This is a genomic window from Pantoea sp. VS1 (genome assembly GCF_002207995.1).
GTDB classification, from domain to species: Bacteria; Pseudomonadota; Gammaproteobacteria; order Enterobacterales; family Enterobacteriaceae; genus Pantoea; species Pantoea dispersa.
Genome location: NZ_NHZE01000023.1, coordinates 26382 through 46623 on the forward strand (window position 1 = coordinate 26382; position 20242 = coordinate 46623).

The following is a 20242-nucleotide window of genomic DNA, read 5'->3' on the forward strand; positions in this document are numbered from 1 at the left end:
GCAGTAGACTGGATGACCTTCACTCAGGAGCATTATGACCATTATCCTCATGCGACACGGCAAGCCAGACCATCCGGTAAGCGGGCGCTTTACGGCGCGGGCGCTGGCGGACTGGTGTGAAGGCTACGACCAGGCGGTGATTTGTGATGCGCCGCCGCCGCGCAGTATGGCGATTGCGCGCATGGCCAGCGTAATTGCCTGCAGTCCGTTGCCGCGTGCGCGTTCGTCGCTGGCGCGGCTCGGTCTGCAGGCGCAGGACGTGGATGAGGTGTTCAGTGAAGTGGCGATGCCGCTGCTGCCGTTCGCGCGCCTGCATCTGCCGCTGACGCTGTGGCTGGCGCTGCTGCGCCTGCTGTGGCTATGCGGTTACGCCGGGCGCGTGGAATCAGTGCAGCATGCCCGGCAGCGCGCGCAGCGGGCGGCAGACAAACTGATTGCCCTGTCGCAACAGGGCACGGTGCTGCTGGTGGGCCACGGTATTATGAACAAACTGATTGCGCGCCAACTGCGCAAGCGCGGCTGGCAGGCAGAAAAACACGCCAGCAGCCGCCACTGGAGCAGCGCGATTTATCACCGGCCGTTTATTTGATGGCGGCTTTCGCACTCAGGACGACAGCTGAAAGTAGCTCAGGACTTCGCAGCCGGTGCCAGCCTGCGGCGTGGCGATGACCTTCATCTGCGTCAGATCGATCAGGCTAAGCGAACCGTCACCCTGATTAGCGATCAGCAGGCTGCGGTTATCGGCGCTAAAACAGCCATCCATCGGCTGATTGCCGACCGCGACGTCCCCCAACGGATTAAGCAAGTCGTCAAACAGCGTCACCACTCCTTCCCCGTCGCCAATCGCCACCAGCCGCTCACCGCTGGCGCTGAAGCGCACCACCTGGCACGGCTGCTGATGGCCAGGCAACGTGATGCGCTGACGGATACGATGGCTCTGACGATCCACCACGTACAGCAGCGGCGCGTCTGCCGCGCTGGCCACCAGATAGGGGTGCTTTGGCGAGGCGGCAATGCCGGCAATCGGTCCCGGCAGCAGGATGTTGTCAATGATGCGCCCTTCCGCCTCGCACAGATCCACCACCGTGATGCTGGCGTCCTCTTCGTTTTCAGTAAACAGCTTGCGGCCGCTGGGCGACAGCGTCAGCCGGTGCGCGTTGTGCGACGGCAGCCGGATGGTTTTCTCCAGCGTGTCGCTGTGCGGATCGATCACCGCCACCGCGGCACTGTGTTCACAGCACAAATACACTTTGCCATCGCGTCCCAGCTGGCCGCTGTGCGGCGCCTTGAGCGGTGACAGATCGATAAAGCCGCGAATCTGCCGCCGGCGCAAATCGATAATCGCCACCTTGTGCCCCGGATGCGGATTGTCGCCATGGACGCCATCACCGTAGATCGGCACATACGCCTTCTCCAGCGCGGGCAGCATCAGCAGCTCATGCGGTCGCGGCGGTAAGGCATTCAGCTCCTGCTCAACGGCGAAGCTATCGGGATTGAGAAACAGCACGCGGTTGCCCTGCTTATCAACCGCCAGTAACCCACGCTTGTGTGGCTGCATAGTGCCTCCTTTTTTTCGTTGCCTGCTCTAAGCGTAGCTAACCTGCCTCCGCGTTGGGCAAGCGGCGGCGAGGCCAGAGGAAAATACAGCGCGGTTAACGGACCGCCGATCGCTCATTTTTATTCCGCGCCGCGGCCTGCGCCTGCAGGAGGTTATTTTATTAGGAATAGTCTTAATCAAGTAAAAATAAAAAATGCCGTACCTCATCATTTTATTGATACCTCTTTTTAGCCATCCCGGATCCCGGCGTTTCCGGTAAATCTGAAAGCGAAAAAAATTCGTAGCCTTGCCGCTGCGGATCGATTATTAAGCAAGGGTAGTCTTTTTACACACAGCCGTCAGGACACATAAGCGCGCTCAAGCCGCCAGCATCAGGGAATCCTTGCTCCCCATAATCACAATAATCAGGTGCATCATGACAAAAAAACGTCTCCAGCCAGCCCTTACGCTCTGGCAACACTGGCAGAGAATCGCCTTCACCGGCCAGACATTACTGCAGAAAAAACAGCATACTGCGCTCTGCGCGCCGGAATATGATCCCAGCGAAGAGGACAATATCGTGTTGCTTTCGGGTGAGAAAGCGCTGCCGGAAATACCCAAAAAAATCTGGATGTACTGGGACAATGAATATTTACCGAAATCGATGGCGTTAAATATCCAGCAGCTGCGTCAGGATAATCCCGACCATCAGGTGTATGTATTAAACCGTTTAACGCTTAAAGAAGTCCTGCCGGATTTTATTTTTACCTCGACACAATTAAGTGAGCAGCAAAAAAGTGAAGTCATTCGCCTCGAATTATTATTACGCTACGGCGGCATTGCGATTGACTGCAGCACGCTGTTATTTGAAGACCTGAGCTGGGTGCACCGTGCGCATCAGGAACGCCGCATGGATGTGATTGGCTATTACCGTGAAATTGCCACCGTCAACTATCTGGCACCGGTGATTGAAAACTGGTTTCTCGCCGCTGCGCCCAATAATCCTTTTATACGCGAGTGGCAAAAACAGTACGCGCCGATCAAACATCTGGGGGCGCACAACTATTTTAATGAGCTGGCAAAGCGCGATGATTTTGCCCTGCTGACGCAGAAAATCGCCGAGCCGGCACAGCAGCTGGGTTCGCTGGCGCAGCAGGCGGCGATGCGCGAACATCGCCGCGTGAACCTGTATCTGCGTAAATGTGAGGCCAACGCCTATTACTATCAGCGGCTGAACAACTGGCAAAGTGACGCCTTTGCGCACACGGTGCTATTCCATCAGCGCCCGCATACGCCGCCGCCGGTGATCAAGCTGAGCGGTATTGAGCAGCTGCATCTCGACTTCAATCTGCGTCTCGGTAACTATAACCGTCGCAGCCTGCTGGGAGCGATGATGCAGCCCAGCGCACCGCTCAGCGCGCCGCTGGCCTCACCCATCAACAAAGCGCGTGCGTAGCCAGTGGATAAAGGTGGTGACGGCACGCGGTACCTGCGCCGCGTAGGGCCGCACTACCCACAGGCGGTCGGCAAAGGCATCGACCGCCTGCCACTCCGGCAGCACCTGCTGCAGCGTGCCGCTGGCCAGCGCCGCGCTGGCGCTGAAGTCCGGCAGCATGGCAATGCCCAGCCCCTGCAGCGCAGCGTCACGAATCGACTCGCTGTTATTAGTGGCGAAATTACCCTGAATCTTCACCTGCACCGTTTCGCTGTCATCGCTGTACAGACGAAAGCGCCACTGCGGCGACTCCAGCCCGCGCGGATAATAGAGGCAGTTATGCTGCTGCAGCGCCTGCGGCGTATCTGGCGTACCGTGACGGGTCAGATAGTCCGGCGCGGCCACCAGTAGCGTGCGCGTTTCACACAGCGGCAGCGCGACGTGCGTTTCCGGCAGCTGCTGGCTGTGGCGAATGGCGAGATCGAATCCTTCGCTGCCCAGCGACACCAGCCGATCGCTGACGTTGAGCTGCAACCGCACCTGCGGATAGTCGCGCAGAAAGTCGCCGATAATCGGCACCAGTTGCTGCCGGGCAAACGCCACCGGCGCGCTGATGCGCACCAGACCGCGCACCGGCCCGGCTTCGTCACGCACGCTAAAGAAGCTCTGCGCGATGCGCGCAAACGGCTCACGCAGGTCGTCCACCAGCTTTTCACCGGCCGACGTCAGCCGCACGCTGCGCGTGGTGCGCTGCACCAGCGCCACGCCCGCCATCTGCTCCAGTTCTTTGATTTTCTGGCTCATCGCCGCTTTACTGACATCCAGGCGTTCAGCCGCGCGGGTAAAACTGCCCTGTTCCGCCAGCACCGTCAGCCAGTGCAAATGCACCCAGAGTGCATCGGTTTTAATTTCTTTCATCAGAATTGTTCAAAATAATAAATAATCATTTTAATCAGCGCGCTTTTTCTTTCCGGCAGCAAGCGGCAGCATAGCGTTTCATCCTACTCTTTCCGCGTGGGCAAAAACGAGGATTTATTGATGCCGTTACTGACTTTTGATGTTATTCAGGGCCGTTCTGAAGCAGAGATTCGTACCTTACTCGACGCCGCGCATCGCGCGGTACTCACGGCATTTAAGGTTCCGGCGCGCGATCGTTACCAGATTGTTCATGAAAACAAGCGTTATCAGATGGTCTTTCAGGATACCGGGCTGGGCTTTGCGCGCAGCGACAATCTGGTGATGGTGCGCGTGTACACCAGCCCAAGAAGTGAAGAACAGAAAACGCACTTCATGGCAGAGTTAGCGCGCGAGTTGCGGGAGAATTGTGGCGTGCAGGGCAACGATCTGATGATCAGTTTTATTACCAACAGCAAAGGTGACTGGAGCTTTGCCGACGGCGAAGCGCAGTATCTCACCGGTAAGCTATAACACCCGCGCCCGCCCTGTCTGGCAGCAGCGCGCCGGTTGCTGCCAGACTAAATCAGACTCCGCCTAAACCCGCCTTAAACGATTCGCAATGCATCGCACAAATCTGGTTGGATGTGTTGCAGCCCTGTGACAGCCAATATAGATTGACGCAAAACCCCCGCAGAGGGCCGCAGACGCAGGTAACGCGTTCTTTTTACTTAATGTGAGGATCTGCCGTTGGAGTTGCTTTCAATAGTGCTCTTTTTGGCTGCGATCGCAGTCTATTCGTATAAAGCCGGGCGAAATAAATTCTGGTTTATCCTGATCTTGCTGCTGCTCACCCTGTTCATCGTGCTCAACGCCACGCTGTATGCCAGCAACTATTTTACCGGCGATGGCATCAACGATGCGGTGCTCTATACCCTGACCAACAGCCTGACCGGCGCGGGCGTGAGCAAATATGTGGTACCGGCGCTTGGCTTGATCATCGGACTATTTTTACTGTTCTGTTTTCTCTCCTGGGTGCTGCGCCGGCATAAACGTCCGCATCATCTCGGCTGGAGCCTGCTGGCGATCGCCTGTGCTGCCGGCTCGGTGCAAACCACGCCGGCGTTTCGCCAGGTGAAAGAGCTGATCGCCTCCCACGCGCGCCAGGCCGACTCGGATTTCGAAACCTATTACAAAACGCCGAACAAGCAGATTAACGCGCCGAAGCTCAACCTGGTGTATATCTACGGCGAAAGCCTTGAGCGCACCTACTTCGATCAACAGGCTTTTCCTGGCCTGGCACCGGAGCTGAGCCGCGAAAAAGATCACAGCATTGACTTCAGCAACACCGAGCAACTGCCCGGCACCGATTACACCATCGCCGGCATGGTGGCGTCGCAGTGCGGTATTCCGCTGTTTGCGCCGTTCGACGGCAACGCCTCGGCTTCGCTTTCCAGCTTCTATCCGCAAAATATCTGCCTCGGCGATATCCTCAAACACTCCGGCTATGAGAACTGGTTTATTCAGGGCGCAGACCTGCGCTTTGCCGGTAAAGACACTTTTTTGCTGTCACACGGTTTTGACGCCGCCAACATGTACGGCTCGCAGGAGCTGAAGAGCCGCGTCGCCGACCCCAGCTACCGTAACAACTGGGGCTTTTACGACGATACGGTGATGGATGAAGTGTTTGAAAAGTATGAGGAGCTGTCGCGTCAGCAGAAACGCTTTGCGCTGTTTACGCTCACCGTGGACACCCACCATCCGGACGGCTTTATTTCGCGCAGCTGTCAGCGCAAAAGTTACAGCTATGATGGTAAACCCAATCAGTCGTTTAGCGCGGTGGCCTGTTCCCAGGAGCACGTGGCGCGCCTGATTGCCCGCATCAAAGCCTCGCCGTGGTTTAAAAACACCGTGATTGTGGTGAGTTCCGATCATCTGGCGATGAATAACACGGCGCATCAGTATCTGATCAAGCAGCCGCGCCGCGATCTGTTTATGGTGATCCGTGGCGATCAGCCGCAGGCCGAGGTGCTGGACGGCAAGCGCAGCACGCTGGATAACGGCGCCACGGTGCTGGATATTCTCGGCGGGGATAACGCGATTGGCCTTGGCCGCAGCGGGCTGTCTTCGGCCTCGCTCTCCAGCCAGTTCGATGACATGGCGAAGAAGGTCACGGCGTGGAAAGCCGATATCATTCAGCTGTGGAATTTCCCCAGCCAGATGAAGACGTTCACCATCGACCAGCCCAAAAATACCTTTAGCTTCTCGGGCGCGACGTTCAGGCTGCCGATCCTGTTCCGCGTATCCGATCATCAGGTAGAGCCGCTGCCGGAAGGCGAATACGCCGCGCCGCTACGCTTCCAGCTGGCCGATTTTGCCGCCAGCGATAAGTTTGTCTGGGTCGATCGCTGCTTCAAAATGGGCCGGCTGTGGCAGCCGGCGCTGGCGCTGTCGACCGATCTCTGCCTGGCGATGGGCCAGACCGGCGGACAGCCCACGGTGACGCGCATCGACCAGCCGGTGTGGCAGGGCAAAGCGCAGTTCCCGCAGGTGAAAGTCAGCGCCGAGACATATCAGCTCAACGAGCAGCAAATGCGCATCGAGGATAATGCCATTCGCTACCAGGCGGACAGCTTCCTGCTGACCGTGCCGGGCGCGCCGGCCAGCGTGAAGCGCTTTAGCGGTATTTCACGGCCGGAAAGCTGGGGGCGCTGGTCGAACGCCAACCTCGCGCCGGAGGTGAACATTGAATATGTCGATCCGCTGCCGGCGCGTTTTGACGTAGTGATCACCGCACGCGCCTATGGGGCTAACGCCCATCGACCGATTCCGGTGCGCGTCGGCGAGCAAGTGCAGCAGCTCAATCTGGGTGACGCGTTCTCCACGCAAACGCTGCATTTCACCAACCCCGGCGCCAGCCGCAACCTGATCATCACGCCGCCAGAACCACAGCTGTCTAATCTCGGCAACATTACCGGTCAGGATCCACGCAAACTCGGTATCGGCATGGCGGAGATAAAAATAATTCCGCAGCCCGAAAATTGATAAAAATGCGTGCCAGACCAGGGCCTGCCAGCGTGCAGGCCCTTTTTATTGCCGCTTAGCGTTACTCATTGTACGAATTGATATTTTTCGAGACGTCGCGCAAAATCCACATCATCACATGGTGCAACTATCACCACCTGGATAACCTTGCAGGCAACAGGAAAGGCGACCAGGAGCAACAGGGATGATACCGACGATGATGAACACCCATAAGGCATTCAAAGCACTGCAGCAGGCGGGCGTGGCCGATCACCAGGCCGAAGTGATGGTCGACATTTTTGCCGAAATGCAGCAGGAAAACAGCCTGACCAAAACGCACCTTTCGCAGGCCATGGAAGGCGTGATGCGGGCAAATCACGCCACCGCGCAACGTGTCGATAAACTGGCACAGAGCCTCAGGCATTTTGAAAATGAGGTCCGCCATACGTTTAAAGCCATTGAGCTGCGATTTGACAACGTCGATGAGCAATTCCGGAAAATTGATCAACGATTCAAAAAAGTGGATGAGCAATTCAGGCTAATCGATCAACGCTTTGAAAAAGTAGATGCACAATTCAGAGAAATCGATAAACGCTTTGAAAAGGTAGATGCGCAATTCAGGACAATCGCTCAACGTTTTGAGCAAATCGATGAACAATTCAGGAAAATCGATCAGCGTTTTGAACAAATCGATGAGCGATTCAGGCAAATTGATAAACGCTTTGAAAAAGTGGATGAGCGCCTGCTGGATCTCGACCATCGCATGCAGCTCGGTTTCAATGAGCTCAAACGCGATAATCTCTGGCATCGGCGGCTGATGATGGCGATGGCCAGTGCCTTTGTGTTGTCAGCCGCCAAATATATTTTTGCCGGTTAGCCGGGCAGCCAGCCCGGCGCGCGCGTCAGGCCTGACGTAATGTCTCCAGCCTGGCGCGTTGCTGGCCGCGGGCGTCGAAGTTATCTGCCGCCAGCCAGCGCTCAAAGCCCAGCTTCACCTGCGGCCATTCGCTGTCGATGATAGAGAACCAGGCGGTATCCCGGCTGCGATTTTTATACACCACCACCTGACGAAACGTGCCTTCATAACGGAAGCCCAGCCGCAGGGCGGCGTTGTACGACGGCTGGTTACAGCTATCGCATTTCCACTCGTAGCGACGATAGCCGAGTTGTTCGAAGGCGTAACGCATCAGCAGATAATGGGCTTCGGTGGCCATGCGGGTTTGCTTCAGCAGCGGAGAGAACACCACAAAGCCGACCTCCATCACGCCGTGCTGCGGTTCAATGCGCATCAGCGCCAGCGAGCCGACCGCCTGCCCGCTTTGCCGGTCAATAACCGCGAAGTGCAGGTAATCCGGACTCTGCTGGCACTGCTGCGCAAATGCCAGATAAGACGCTTCATCGTCAAAGCGCCCGACCGGCAGCCAGGTCCAGTCGCGGTCATCTTCCGCCAGCGCATAAGCCGCATACAGCTCGCGACCGTGACGTGCGGCATCCAGCGGCTCCAGCCGGCAATACTGGCCGGTGAAAATCTGCCCCTGCGGCAGCGGGCGCGGCTGCCACGCCTCCAGCGCCGGGCCGATGGGTTGTCCATAACGATTGGTCTGCGGTGACATACGGCGATTCCTTCTGTGTGAGGGTGACAGCGTGCAGCGTGCCACTTTGCTGGTTCAGGAAAAAGCGCCACAATGTGACAAATCGATAGATCCACGGAGGTGCCGAATGCGCACACTGAACCGGCATTCGCTGCTGCTGGCACCGTTAGAGGCCGACGGCAGCCTGACTCTGCAACATCAGCTGTATCAGCGGCTGCGCCAGGCGATACTGAATGGTCAGCTGGCGGCGGGCACGCGCCTGCCGGCGACCCGTCAGCTGGCGGCTGAACTGCAGGTGTCGCGCAATACGGTGATCGCCGTCTGGTCACAGCTGCAGGCGGAAGGATTTATCCTCAGCGACCGCCAGGGAAGCCGCGTCAGCCGGCTGGCGCACACGCCGCTGCCAGCGCAGGCGTCCGACGACAGCGCCGACTGGCCGGTTTCCGCGCGCGCTGCCGGGTTGCACTCGCTGCATCGCCTCTCCAGCCAGGAGCTGGCGCTGCGCCCGAGCACGCCGGCGCTGGCGCATTTCCCGCTGGCGCAGTGGCGTCGCGCGCTCAATCAAACCGCGCAGCAGGCACAGCTGCTGGGCTACGGCGATCCGCTGGGTGAGCTGGCGCTACGTGAGGCACTGGCGCAGCATCTGGCGCTGGCGCGCGGCGTGCGCTGCGCGCCGCAGCAGATTGTGATTACCGAAGGCGCGCAGCAGGCGCTGACGCTGTGCGTCGCGCTGCTCACCAATCGTGGCGACACCGGCTGGGTGGAGGAGCCGGGCTATCGCGGTGCCAAAGCGGCGATGCGCCTCGGCGATCTACAGATCGAGCCGATTGCCGTAGATGCGCAGGGACTGGCACCGACAGCACAGGACTGGCAGCAGCGTCCGCCGCGGCTGATTTACACCACGCCGACGCATCAGTATCCCACCGGCGCGATCATGAGCGCCGCGCGCCGGCTGGCGCTGCTGGCGGCGGCACAGCGGCATCAGGCGTGGATTATTGAAGATGATTACGACAGCGATTTTCGCTACAGCGGTGAGCCCATTGCCGCGATGCAGGGCATGGCGCAGCCGACGCCGGTGATTTACATCGGCTCCTTCAGCAAAACCCTGTTTCCGGCGCTGCGCATCGGCTACATGGTGCTGCCCGCCCCGCTGCTGCCGCGGCTGCGGCCAGCCTTGCATGAGCTGTTACGCGGCGGTAACCGGCCGGAACAGCAGGCGCTGGCGCTGTTTCTACGCAGCGGGGATTTCAATCGCCACCTGAGCAAAATGCGCCGCCTGTATCGTCAGCGGCAGGCCACGCTGCGGGCTGCGCTACAGGAGACATTTGGTGCTCAGGTGCCGCTGCTGGGCGGTGAATGCGGCATGCATCTGGTGTTGCCGCTGGCGGATACGGTGGATGATGTGGCGCTGACGGCACAGCTGTTTCGCCATGGCTATGCGCCTGGCGCGCTGTCCGGCTTTTATCTGGGCGAGCAAAAACAGCAGGGACTGGTGCTGGGATACGGTAATACCAGCACCAGTCAGATAATGGCAGGCGTGGCGCAGTTGGCGCGCCTGCTGCCGGGCATTAGCCCTTGAAGAAAATGTCGCCGGATTTGCCCATCACGATCTTGCCGCTGTCGTCGGTGATCAGGATGTAGTTGGCGTTGATATAAGCCCAGTGCGTGCCTTCCTGCGGTGCAGGCAGGTGGCGCGGCTGCCACTCAACGATGGTGTACTGCTTTTTACGGTACTCATCCGGCACGACGTCACCGACTTTATACTCTTTGTAATCGATGATGATGGTGTGCAGATCGTAATTATTGGCGGCGGATGGCGCTTCACCCGGACCGTTTTGTGACGGGCGAATCGGCGCGACATCGCCACTGGATTCTGCCGGTTCACTGCTGGCGGGCGCATCGCTGGTGGCCGCTGGCGCTGAGGCGTCTGGTGCGGTTTGCTGCACCTGCGGCGGCATCGGTACGCTATCGGTTGGCTCACCTTCTGCCAGTGCTGCTGGCGTCAGGCTTAAAGCGCCCAGAAAAATTCCTGCTGAAAGAAGGGTGACGTGTGTCCTGCGCATTGGTGATTTCCACTCTGGTTAATTATTTAACTGTCCCATTTACTGACAAGCGCCACGTGCGGAAGGTTCCCGCGCCGCGCTTTGCGCGTCAAATTTCGCTCCACAGCATACCTCAGGCGGCGCGCTTTGCTGAGCAGCAAAATTGCAAGCAACCGTGTTCAGCACCCGGCGATCTTTACGCGCCAAATCACGCAGCAGCGCAATGCCGAGATAGTTGCTCCAGTTGAAGGCATTTTGCAGCACCACGATGGCATTGCCGTGGGCGCGATCGTAGCCAATAAAGCTGGCATAACCGCCAATATACCCCACCTGATAAGTGATCTGCTGCTGACCATAGGTATCGGTTACCCAGGCGATATTCTGCGCCTGGTTGCCATGCTGCTCATAAGAATGATTGACCTGCGCCAGCGCCTGGCCGAGCGCGCCCTGTGCATCGCTGTGCAGATGCGCATCGAGGTAGCGAATCAGATCGCGCGCGTTGCTATACAGGCTGGCGGCCGCCACCATATTGCCGCGAAAGGCCCAGTCCGGCGTCAGCTGACCACGCGCGATCAGTTTCGGCTGATCGCCGGCGTGGCCCAGCGCGCGCCACGGATAGCCGCGCAGGGTTTGCGGATGGAAGCTGCTGCTGGTCATGCCAAGCGGACCAAACAGCTGATGCTGCGCCAGCGTTTCAATGTCCTGATGCAGGCGATGCTGCAGAATATAGCCCAGCAGCGCATAGCCGAGATTGGAGTACTGCGCCGCCGGGTGCGCGGGGGCGCTGAAATCGGCCAGATAACTCAGCACGGCATCACTATCCAGATTGCCGTAAAAATTTTCGCCGCTGCGCAGGTAAGCCATAAATTTCAGGAACATCGGCAAATCCATATCCTGACGTGGCAGCCCTGAGGTGTGCGTGACCAGCTGCAGCAGCGTGATACGTTTTGCATCCTCACTCAGCGGCACGCCGCGCGGCAGCAGCGTGGCCAGCGTGTCGTTCCAGTGCAGCTCGCCGCGATCCACCAGCCCGATAATGACCTCTGCGGTAACGCCTTTACTCAGCGAGCCCAGCGCAAACAGCGTATCCGGCGTGATGGGATAACGCTGGCGCGCATCGGTGACGCCATAGCTGTAAAACTGCGGCGCGCCGCGCTGATGAATAATGGCGATGCTGATGCCGGTCACCTGCTTTTGCTGCATGTAGTGGCGCACAATGTCATCGACGTTTTCATGGAAGGAGGCGTGGGAAAGATAGACGCGATCGCCCACCGGCGCGGACGTTTGCGACAGCGTCCCACAGCCGCTGAGCAGCAGACACAGGGCTGACAGCCGCAGGTGCAACCAGGCGCGAGAAAGCGTCAGCCGCTGAAGTCTGACGAAGCGGGAAGTAGCCATCAATTGATAAGTTATTTTTTATGTTATGCAGCAGGTGCCACTGGTGTTGGTGGCGAAATATACCACAGAACAGCGGGTGCGCCACCTGTCAGCCGCAGGTGGCGCCGGGCATTATTGATTAACCGGGATAACCGATCCTTTGTAGTGCTGGTTGATAAATTCAGCAGTTTGCTTTGATTCGAGATCTTTCGCTAACGCGAGAATGCGCGGGTCGCTGGCCAGCTTTGGCGTGGTGACCAGCACGTTGGCATACGGATTATCCTTTGCCTGTTCCAGCGCCAGCGCGTCTTTTGACGGCACCAGCCCGGCCTGCAGGGCATAGTTACCGTTAATAATCGCCAGCTGCGCATCATCCAGCGCGCGCGGCAGCTGTGGCGCTTCAACTTCAATGATCTTCAGATGGTGCGGGTTGTCACTAATGTCCGCCGTGGTCACCAGCGTACTGGCGCTGCGGCTTTTCAGCGTAATCAGGCCGTTGGCCTGCAGCAGATAGAGCGCGCGGCTCAGGTTAGTGACGTTGTTGGGCACCGCCACCTGCGCACCATCCGGCAGATCTTTCAGGGATTTCACTTTGTGCGAATAAATCCCGAGTGGCTCAATATGCACGGTCGCCACCACGGCAAATTTTTCGCCCAGCGCTTTTTCCTGATCGCGTAGATAAGGCACATGCTGGAAATAGTTGGCATCGACGTCGCCACGCGCCAGCAGCTCGTTGGCGTTTAAATTGCCGTTAAGCTCGATCACCTTCAGGTCGAGCTGTTTGTCGGTTTGTTTGATGTAGTTGAGAATCTCACTGTGCGGCACCGGATCGGCGGCCACGCGCAGTGCCGCGGCGGACGCCACGCTGCTGAACAGGGCCACCAGGGCCAGTGACGCTATCATCGTTTTCTGCATGGGCTTTCCTTAGGTTTCTTATGATTTCACTGTGCTTAATGCATCAGCGTAATAGCGCTGCGCCACATCGCGATGGGAACGCAGACGCCCTTTGAGGTAGTTCCAGCCCACTTCACGCAGCAGCGGATTGGCAGGATCGCTGGTCGGGCCGTGGGCTTCTGCCGCCAGCTGTGGCGGCAACTGATACAGCGGTACTTCGGCGTCCAGCTGCGCACCGAGGAAAAAAGCGATCGACACGCGTTCACGATTAGCCGGCGGCGACACCACGCGGTGCACGGTGGCGCGCAGATACCCATTGCTGGCAATCTCCAGCAGTTCGCCGATGTTAACCACGAACGCGCCCGGCTTGGGCAGCGCATCCACCCAGTGACCGGGTGACACTTCCACCTGTAAACCGGGCTGATCGTCCTGCAGCAAAAAGGTGAGGAAGCCGGAGTCTTTATGCGCGCCGACGCCCTGCTGGCTGGCTTCTGCCGCCTGACCGGGATAACGAATCAGCTTGATGTGCTCATTGGGCTGGGTGCCATACAGCGCGTCGAACGCATCCGGCGGCAGCGCCAGCGCTTTGGCAAAGGCCCGCAGCAGGCGCAGCGCGATGGCGGTCATCGCCTGCTGCCAGGCGTGCATCACCGGACGCAATTGCGGTAACGCCTCCGGCCATAAGTTGGGCCCCTGCAGCCGTTTCCACGCCGGATCGCCCGGCTGCAGCGTCAGCGCCGCGCGTTCGGCACCGATATCAAACTGTTCACGCTGATCGCGCTGGTCGCGGGTGTATTCCACACCGGCGTGGTTGTAGCCGCGAAAATGCGGTGAGTGGATCATTGCCACGCGCTGCTTCTCCGCCTGCGGCAGGGCAAAAAACGCCCGCGTGATACTCTGCACGTTGTGCAGCAGTTGCGGGTTGATGCCGTGATTAACCAGATAGAAGAAACCGACGTCACGCGCGGTCTCCCGCAGCTGCGCCAGGTAAGCTGCCTGCTCTGCGTCCGGTAGTTCCAGCAGGGCCAGATCCAGTACTGGCAGGGTATCCGCCATGATGTTGTCTCCTCGCTATCGGTAAATCCTGCGTTTACGCTGACATTCGCCGCCGTTTCCCGCCAATACTGTTGCGCGATAAGTTATGGCGATTCCTTTTTAGGCGCACTTCGGCTATCGATATGCAAAAAGCGGTAAATCAGGCGCGCTGCCGCTATAATCGCGCCCAGCAATTTTTGCCCACCAATGCACACCGCAGGAGACGCCGGATGAATCAGGGTCCGTTAACCGAAAAAGAGCTGAACTGGCTTGATGACATGCTGGAAAAATATGGCAACGAACACTCCGTGGTGGACACCGCCGAACTGGACGGCATGCTGACTGCCCTGCTCTCCGGCCCGAACGATATCGAACCGAGCGAATGGCTGGTGGCGATCTGGGGCGGTGAGAAAAAGATTCCCCAGTGGGCGAACGCGCGCGAAATGGACCGCTTCATGGCGCTGACCTTCCAGCACTTTAACGACATCGCCGAGCGGCTGGCGGAGTACCCGGAGCAGTTCGATCCGCTGTTCGGCGAGCAGGAGATGGAAGGCCAGCTGTTTACCGTGGTGGAAGACTGGTGCTACGGCTACATGCGTGGCGTGGCGCTGGATGCGGACTGGTCGCAGCTGCCGGCGGCACAGCAACCGGCGCTGCAGGCGATTGCGCTGCACGGCAGTGAAGAGCAGCTGGCGCAGCGTGAAGCCTTCACCCCGGACGCGTTTGAGGCCAGCATCGAGGCGATTCGTCCGGCGGCGCTGGAACTGCACGAATACTGGCAGGAACAGCGCATGGCGCAGCCCGATCCAGCTCCGCAGCTGCCGCATTTTGCCGGTGAAAAAACCGGCCGCAACGATCCCTGCCCGTGCGGCAGCGGCAAAAAATTTAAGCAGTGCTGCCTGAATAAAGCCTGAGACGCTCACCTCAACGCAGGCCAGCGCTAAAACTGGCCTGCGCACCGCGTTATTTCCCGGACGCGAGAAATTCCATTACCGCCGCATTCAGCGGCGCGGGGCACTCTTCAGGTAACCAGTGACCGCAGCCAGGTAACACTTTGCCGGTGACCTGCGAGGCGTAGCGGCTGACCACCTGCTGCTCATAGGCACCCAGTCCGCCGTGACCGCCACCGCCGATCGCCAGCATCGGCACAGCAATTTTCTCGCGTGAGAGCACTTTATTGTCCGCCACTCCCTGATTCAGCACCCGGTAATATTCAAAGGCGGCGTTCAGGCTGTGCGGTTTTGCATAGGATTTGCTGTAAAGATCCAGCAGCGCCGGGGTGAACACCGCTTTGTTGGCGGCATGTTCTTTGATGAAATGCTCAAAGAACAGGCGCTCTTTACCGGCGATCAGCTGCTCAGCGAGTTGCCCCTGCGCCGCAAAGAAGCTGAAGTGCCACACCAGGGATTCACCTTCGGGCGTAAAGGCCGGGAACTGATAGATGCTTTCATCCGGGATCGGCGCTTCCATAAAGATGGCGCGGCGGATGCTGTCCTGATGTTTCACCAGCAGCGGATAGGTATTCCAGATACCAATGTCGTGCGCCACCAGGTCGAATTTTTTGCCGCCGGCGAACTGTTGTGCCAGCTGATAAAGCAGCGGCGCGACGTCGGTGGCGCGATACGAATGCGGCACGTCAGACTGTCCCAACCCCGGCAGATCCACCGCCACGACGGTGTGGTTTTTTGCCAGTTCCGGCATCAGCTGGTGCCACTCATACCACGTCTGTCCGAAACCGTGCACCAGATATACCAGCGGTCCGCTGCCGCCCTTCACATAATGCAGGCGCACGCCATCCACAGTTTGATAGCTGCTGGTGAAACCGGCGGGCAGCGGGAATTCATCCGCGGCGGTCCCGGCGGCGGAAAACAGCGCGGCCGAGGCAAGCAGCAGGGTTAACAGTAATTTTTTGAACACGTGATTGATCTCCATTTTGTCATAATGCCATTTAAAACAGTGGGTTAAATTTTTAAGTCAGCCCGGCAGGTTAGTGACCTTGTACGCGCTGGTGCCGCGCGCCGGCCTGGAAACCGTGCTGACGCGCCTGCAGTGCGATGAGGAAGCCAATCGCCAGCAGCAACAGCAGCGCCAGCGGGAAAGACGCCACGCCCCAGTGGGTAAGCAACACGCCACCGGCCAGACCGCCGCCGGCAATCGCGCTGTTCCACACCACCACGTTCATCGACAGCGCCACATCCGCGCCCTCGCCCGCCGCATCCGCCAGCGCCGTTTGCAACAGCGTGGCCGCCCCGCCAAACGTCAGCCCCCACAGCGCCACGCCGACATAAACCAGCAGCGGCAAGCGCGCCAGCCAGATGAACAGCAGCGAGACCAGTGCAAACAGCGCCAGACTGCCGAGCACGGCGACGCGCAGGTGGTGATCGACGAGGCGACCGGCCAGGCCGATAGCCGCCAGCGCCGCGATGCCAAACACCAGCAGCACGCTGTCCACCTGCCCGGCGAGACCCGCCTGGGTAACGAACGGCGCAATGTAGGTGTAGAGAATGTTGTGCGCCGTCATCCACGCCAGCACCACGCCCAGCACCGGGCGCACGCCTGGCGTCATGAACACCGTGCGCAGCGGCAGACGCTGATCGCTGCTTTGTCCCGGATAGTCAGGCACCCGCAGCAGCACCCAGCCGATCAGCAGCAGCGTCAGCGTCGACATGATGCCGAACGCCGTGCGCCAGCCCACCGCCGTGCCCAGCCAGGTGCCGACGGGAACGCCCAGCGCCAGCGCAATCGGCGTGCCGACCATCGCCACGGCGAGCGCTTTGCCCTGCTGATGGACCGGCACCATGCGCCGCGCATAGCCGGCCAGCAGGCTCCAGGCGAGTCCCGCCGCTGCGCCGGCAAAAAAGCGCGCCACCAGCGTCAGTGCGAAGTGGGTCGAAAACGTGGTGATGGAGTTGAAAATCAGGAAACCGACAATAGCCAGCAACAGCACGTTACGGCGGCGCCAGCCCTGGGTAGCGATGGTCAGTGGAATCGCCGCCAGTAGCGAGCCAAGCGCATAAACGGTTACGGTCTGCCCGGCCAGCGCGGTGGAAATACCGAGGCCCGCCGCCATCTGCGGCAGCAGTCCGGCCGGTAAGGTTTCGGTGATGATGCAGATAAAACCGGTCATGGCCAGCGCCAGCAGCGCGCCCAGCGGTAGCGGCCGGGTTTTATCCGCGGCGGTATTCAAAGTCGTCACAATCAGCGTTCCCGATGTCATCAGCGTGCAGGTAAGGCGCGCGCCTGGCGTTGAAATTATATGTACCGATCAGTATATAAATTGGCGAAGTGCGACAACCTGTTACGGTTCAGGAACAACCCTGCGGATACGCTATCCGCCGCCCGTCGGCACAGATATATACTGATCGATACATTAGTTGACGCGCGAGACCGTTGTCAACGACTTATGTATCGATTAGTATTTAAGCATTGAGCTTAACGGAGCACTGAGATGGCCACCATGGGACGGCCGCGTACGTTCGATCGTGATGCGGCCATTGAACAGGCGATGAAGATTTTCTGGCAGCACGGCTATGAGTCGACATCGTTAACGCAGCTGAAGGCGGGAATTGCCGGCGGTATTTCCGCACCGAGCTTCTACGCGGCTTTTGGCTCGAAGCAGGCGCTGTTTCAGGAGTGTGTGCAGCGCTATCTGTCGACTTACGCGCAGGTGGTGGAGCCGCTGTGGGATAACAGCCTGCCGCCCCGTACCGCAATGGAGACCGCGCTGCGGCGCTCTGCCAGCATGCAGTGTGAGTCCGGTCATCCGCTGGGATGTATGGTCGGCCTGGGCGTGATGAGTGCGCCTTCCGCCGAACACGCGGACGTCACCCAGCCGCTGGCGCGCTCACGCGCCCGCACGCTGGCAGGTATGACGGCCTGCGTGCAGCGCGGCATCGACAGCGGCGAACTGCGCGCCGACACCGATGCCGCCGCCCTCGCCATCGCCCTCGATGCTTTTCTGCTGGGCGTGTCGGTGCTGGTGCGCGACGGCGTCAACGGTGCGCAGATCGATAACGCCATCGCCCATGTCATGGCCGTCTGGGACGCGGCAAAATCCGTGACGGATTAAGTGCCCCAGCCGCCTGGCGACGCACGCTGAACATTACCCCGCCGGTTTGACTTCGGTGACCAGCGTTGGCAGCTGCCATGCGCCGCCGGCGCGGATGGCACGGCACATGCCGGTGGTGGCCTCGCTGCTCTGCACGAACTGGCGGCCATCCCACACCCATGCAGCGGTGCTCCAGCAGTCACCAATGCCGCGCCCTTTCTGCGCTTCGCTGATCACGCCGTCGTGATAATCAGATCCGGAATCGGTGATCAGCTGCGGCGTGCCCTGCAGCGCGTTATCCAGCAGCCAGAAACCATAGCCTTCGTTGTAAGCCCCGCGCCAGCACAGCGCGGCGATCAGCACGTGCTGCGCATCTACCGGCGTCAGCGTAGGCGGTTCTGCGCCCTCTTCTGGCTGATCGTCGGACGGCGCGAGATTGTCACAGCTGTCGTCATCGGTTAGCGAGGCAATCAGCTTTGGCTTGACCTGTGCCAGTTCATCTGGCGTCAGCGGGCGCGGCGCGGCTTTCAGCACATGGACCTGCTGAATCACCGGCATCGCCACTGCCGCCGGCACGCTGGCTTCCGGCTGGTTGCCCTTGCGCACCAGCGCGCCCGGCGTGTTCAGCCGTCCCTGCGCCTCATCCATTTTTAACAGCGTGGCAAAGGCCCCGTTGCCGGAGAGCTCAAACGGCTCGGCCGCACCGCGAAACTCCACTCTGGCGCTGCCTTTGATGGCGGCGATCAGCGCCTGGGTCTGTGCGTCGCTTAGCGTCCACTCATCGTTCTCAGCTTTGCTGACTTCGCCCAGCGCGCGATCGTCAATCCACAGCGCCAGCGCATTCACCTGCTGCGCATCATCGTCGCCGGTATCGGCCAGCACCACGCGCCCGTGCGTCAGGCTGTCTGGCCCGCCGGCGCGCGTCAGCAGCACCGATCCGCCCGCGCCTTCTTCGGCGCTGTAGCCGGCGGCGCGGCAGGTCAGCGTATTATCACAAGCCAGCTCCCAGTCTTTATGGCTAAACGAGACGCCTTCGTCGGCCCACAACGGCGTGCTCAGGCTGGCGAACAGCGTCAGCGCCAGCAGCAATCGGCTTTTCATGCCATCTCTCCCTAATGGTAAAGGTGGCTAGTGTGATGATTTTTGCGGCGCGGGAGAAGTGAATTTTTTGCGGCGGGTCTTATTCCATCGCTGCCTGTGGTTGTGGCTGACGCGCCATCAGGCTCAGCGCCACCAGCATTGCCAGCGCCACGGCAATCGCGCCAGCGAGATACACCGAAGCCACACCGCGGTGGGCGGCCAGCGCGCCCGCCAGCGGACTGGTGACTGCCAGGGCGATATCGAGAAACGCCACATAAGCCCCCATCGCCAGGCTGCGGGTGTGCGGCGGCGCACGGCGTACCGCTTCCACGCCGAACGCCGGAAAGGCCAGCGAATAGCCAAAACCGGTCAGCGCCGCGCCGAGATAAACCAGCGTCGCGCTATCAGCGCCCCAAATTAGCAACTGACCGCAGGCCTCAATCAGCACGCATACCAGCGCGACGCGCGCGCCGCCCAGCTTATCCGGCAGATGGGCAAAGAACAGGCGCGCCGCGATAAACGCCACGCCAAACGCGGTGAACGCCAGCGACGCGTTGCCCCAGGCCCTGGCCGCAAACAGCAGCGCGATAAACGCGGTGATCATGCCAAAGCCGACGCTGGCGAGCGCCAGACCCAGTCCCGGCCGCCACACCGCGCCCATGACTTTGTAGAACGGCGTGCGTTTGGTCGAGGTCGGCGCGACAGCGCGCACCTGGGTGATAAACATCAGCGGCAGCAGCGGTACCACGATGATCGCCATGGCGATGCCGGTGAAGTGCCAGCCGTGATAAATCGCCACGCCCAGCGGCGCACCCAGCGCCCAGGCGCCGTAAATCGCGATACCGATCCACGCCATCACTTTACCGGCATTGGCCGGCCCCACCAGCCCAAGCCCCCAGCCGAGCGCGCCGGTGGCCAGCAGGCTCTCGCCCAGCGCCAGCACCACTCGTCCCAGCAGCAGGATGGCCACCGAGCTGGCAGGCCGATCAATGAACAGCAGCGAAATCAGGTAGATCACGCCGGAACTCGCCACCACCAACAGCCCGGCCAGCACAGCGCGTTTTGCGCCGCGCATATCGGCGAAGTTGCCCGCCCACGAACGCGTCAGCAACGACGCGACAAACTGCGCGCCAATGACCGTGCCGATCGCCAGCGTATCCATGCCGAGGTTCTGCTGCAGATGCAGCGGCAGCACCGGCAGCTGCATCCCCATGGTGAGAAAAGCGATAAACACCGCCAGCGTCACCGGTAGCAAGGTGATAAATACATTATTTTTCATCGATA

Annotated in this window: 19 protein-coding genes; 8 read left to right on the forward strand and 11 right to left on the reverse strand. The window is 59.9% G+C overall.

Annotation, left to right across the window (positions count from 1 at the left end; all coding sequences use genetic code 11):
- Positions 1 to 34 precede the first annotated feature (34 nt).
- Positions 35 to 589, forward strand: a complete 555-nt coding sequence (locus tag CBW22_RS11815; RefSeq protein WP_021506764.1) for a histidine phosphatase family protein — start codon at positions 35 to 37, stop codon at positions 587 to 589.
- A gap of 15 nt (positions 590 to 604) precedes the next feature.
- Here CBW22_RS11815 and CBW22_RS11820 read toward each other — a convergent pair whose 3' ends face one another.
- On the reverse strand, positions 605 to 1558 hold the full coding sequence (locus tag CBW22_RS11820; RefSeq protein WP_021506763.1) for a YncE family protein: 954 nt from the start codon (positions 1556 to 1558) through the stop codon (positions 605 to 607).
- Positions 1559 to 1973: 415 nt separating this feature from the next.
- On the opposite strand from CBW22_RS11820, the gene CBW22_RS11825 reads away from it, so the two are divergent.
- On the forward strand, positions 1974 to 2993 hold the full coding sequence (locus CBW22_RS11825; RefSeq protein ID WP_058776437.1) for a glycosyltransferase family 32 protein: 1020 nt from the start codon (positions 1974 to 1976) through the stop codon (positions 2991 to 2993).
- On the opposite strand, the gene CBW22_RS11830 is transcribed toward CBW22_RS11825, so the two are convergent.
- Positions 2967 to 3890, reverse strand: coding sequence for a LysR family transcriptional regulator (locus tag CBW22_RS11830; RefSeq protein WP_088516714.1), 924 nt, complete (start codon positions 3888 to 3890; stop codon positions 2967 to 2969). The two genes, CBW22_RS11825 and CBW22_RS11830, sit on opposite strands and share 27 nt — an antisense overlap.
- 120 nt (positions 3891 to 4010) lie before the next feature.
- Here CBW22_RS11830 and CBW22_RS11835 point away from each other — a divergent pair, with 120 nt between their 5' ends.
- The 3 genes from CBW22_RS11835 to CBW22_RS11845 all read left to right on the forward strand — a co-directional run bounded on the left by CBW22_RS11835 (position 4011) and on the right by CBW22_RS11845 (position 7767).
- Entirely contained in the window at positions 4011 to 4400 is a 390-nt protein-coding gene (locus CBW22_RS11835; RefSeq protein ID WP_021506760.1) for a tautomerase family protein, read from the forward strand.
- A 210-nt stretch (positions 4401 to 4610) separates the two neighbouring features.
- On the forward strand, positions 4611 to 6911 hold the full coding sequence (gene opgB / locus CBW22_RS11840; protein ID WP_088516715.1) for a phosphatidylglycerol--membrane-oligosaccharide glycerophosphotransferase: 2301 nt from the start codon (positions 4611 to 4613) through the stop codon (positions 6909 to 6911).
- 196 nt (positions 6912 to 7107) lie between these two features.
- Entirely contained in the window at positions 7108 to 7767 is a 660-nt protein-coding gene (locus tag CBW22_RS11845; RefSeq protein ID WP_176428107.1) for a hypothetical protein, read from the forward strand.
- Positions 7768 to 7792: 25 nt separating this feature from the next.
- Here CBW22_RS11845 and CBW22_RS11850 read toward each other — a convergent pair whose 3' ends face one another.
- Positions 7793 to 8503, reverse strand: coding sequence for a GNAT family N-acetyltransferase (locus CBW22_RS11850; protein WP_088516717.1), 711 nt, complete (start codon positions 8501 to 8503; stop codon positions 7793 to 7795).
- Positions 8504 to 8609: 106 nt separating this feature from the next.
- Here CBW22_RS11850 and pdxR point away from each other — a divergent pair, with 106 nt between their 5' ends.
- Entirely contained in the window at positions 8610 to 10061 is a 1452-nt protein-coding gene (pdxR, locus tag CBW22_RS11855) for a MocR-like pyridoxine biosynthesis transcription factor PdxR (protein WP_088516718.1), read from the forward strand.
- Here the strand turns inward: pdxR and CBW22_RS11860 are convergent.
- From CBW22_RS11860 to CBW22_RS11875, 4 genes are all read right to left on the reverse strand, one after another.
- Entirely contained in the window at positions 10051 to 10545 is a 495-nt protein-coding gene (locus CBW22_RS11860) for an RcnB family protein (protein ID WP_058757185.1), read from the reverse strand. The genes pdxR and CBW22_RS11860 overlap by 11 nt on opposite strands.
- Before the next feature lie 39 nt (positions 10546 to 10584).
- Positions 10585 to 11922: a serine hydrolase domain-containing protein gene (locus tag CBW22_RS11865; protein WP_254919483.1), complete on the reverse strand. Its 1338-nt coding sequence runs from the start codon at positions 11920 to 11922 to the stop codon at positions 10585 to 10587.
- Between the two features lie 111 nt (positions 11923 to 12033).
- A complete protein-coding gene (locus CBW22_RS11870) occupies positions 12034 to 12816 on the reverse strand; it encodes a MetQ/NlpA family ABC transporter substrate-binding protein (RefSeq protein WP_088516719.1) in 783 nt (260 codons plus the stop codon).
- A gap of 18 nt (positions 12817 to 12834) precedes the next feature.
- Entirely contained in the window at positions 12835 to 13854 is a 1020-nt protein-coding gene (locus CBW22_RS11875; RefSeq protein WP_254919484.1) for an isopenicillin N synthase family dioxygenase, read from the reverse strand.
- A gap of 206 nt (positions 13855 to 14060) precedes the next feature.
- Between CBW22_RS11875 and CBW22_RS11880 the strand changes: the two genes are divergently transcribed.
- On the forward strand, positions 14061 to 14744 hold the full coding sequence (locus CBW22_RS11880; protein ID WP_088516721.1) for a YecA/YgfB family protein: 684 nt from the start codon (positions 14061 to 14063) through the stop codon (positions 14742 to 14744).
- A gap of 49 nt (positions 14745 to 14793) precedes the next feature.
- Here the strand turns inward: CBW22_RS11880 and CBW22_RS11885 are convergent, their stop codons facing one another.
- Together CBW22_RS11885 and CBW22_RS11890 are read right to left on the reverse strand one after the other, a co-directional pair.
- Positions 14794 to 15747 carry an alpha/beta fold hydrolase gene (locus CBW22_RS11885; protein WP_088516730.1) on the reverse strand — a complete coding sequence of 318 codons (954 nt, stop codon included), beginning with the start codon at positions 15745 to 15747 and terminating at the stop codon, positions 14794 to 14796.
- 70 nt (positions 15748 to 15817) lie between these two features.
- A complete protein-coding gene (locus tag CBW22_RS11890) occupies positions 15818 to 16957 on the reverse strand; it encodes an MFS transporter (protein ID WP_254919485.1) in 1140 nt (379 codons plus the stop codon).
- Between the two features lie 321 nt (positions 16958 to 17278).
- Between CBW22_RS11890 and CBW22_RS11895 the strand changes: the two genes are divergently transcribed.
- Positions 17279 to 17899: a TetR/AcrR family transcriptional regulator gene (locus CBW22_RS11895; RefSeq protein ID WP_058757190.1), complete on the forward strand. Its 621-nt coding sequence runs from the start codon at positions 17279 to 17281 to the stop codon at positions 17897 to 17899.
- Between the two features lie 33 nt (positions 17900 to 17932).
- On the opposite strand, the gene CBW22_RS11900 is transcribed toward CBW22_RS11895, so the two are convergent.
- Complete coding sequence (locus CBW22_RS11900; RefSeq protein ID WP_058776427.1) at positions 17933 to 18979, reverse strand: DUF1176 domain-containing protein; 1047 nt, start codon at positions 18977 to 18979, stop codon at positions 17933 to 17935.
- Between the two features lie 79 nt (positions 18980 to 19058).
- A complete protein-coding gene (locus CBW22_RS11905; protein WP_088516723.1) occupies positions 19059 to 20237 on the reverse strand; it encodes an arabinose transporter in 1179 nt (392 codons plus the stop codon).
- Positions 20238 to 20242: the final 5 nt, after the last annotated feature.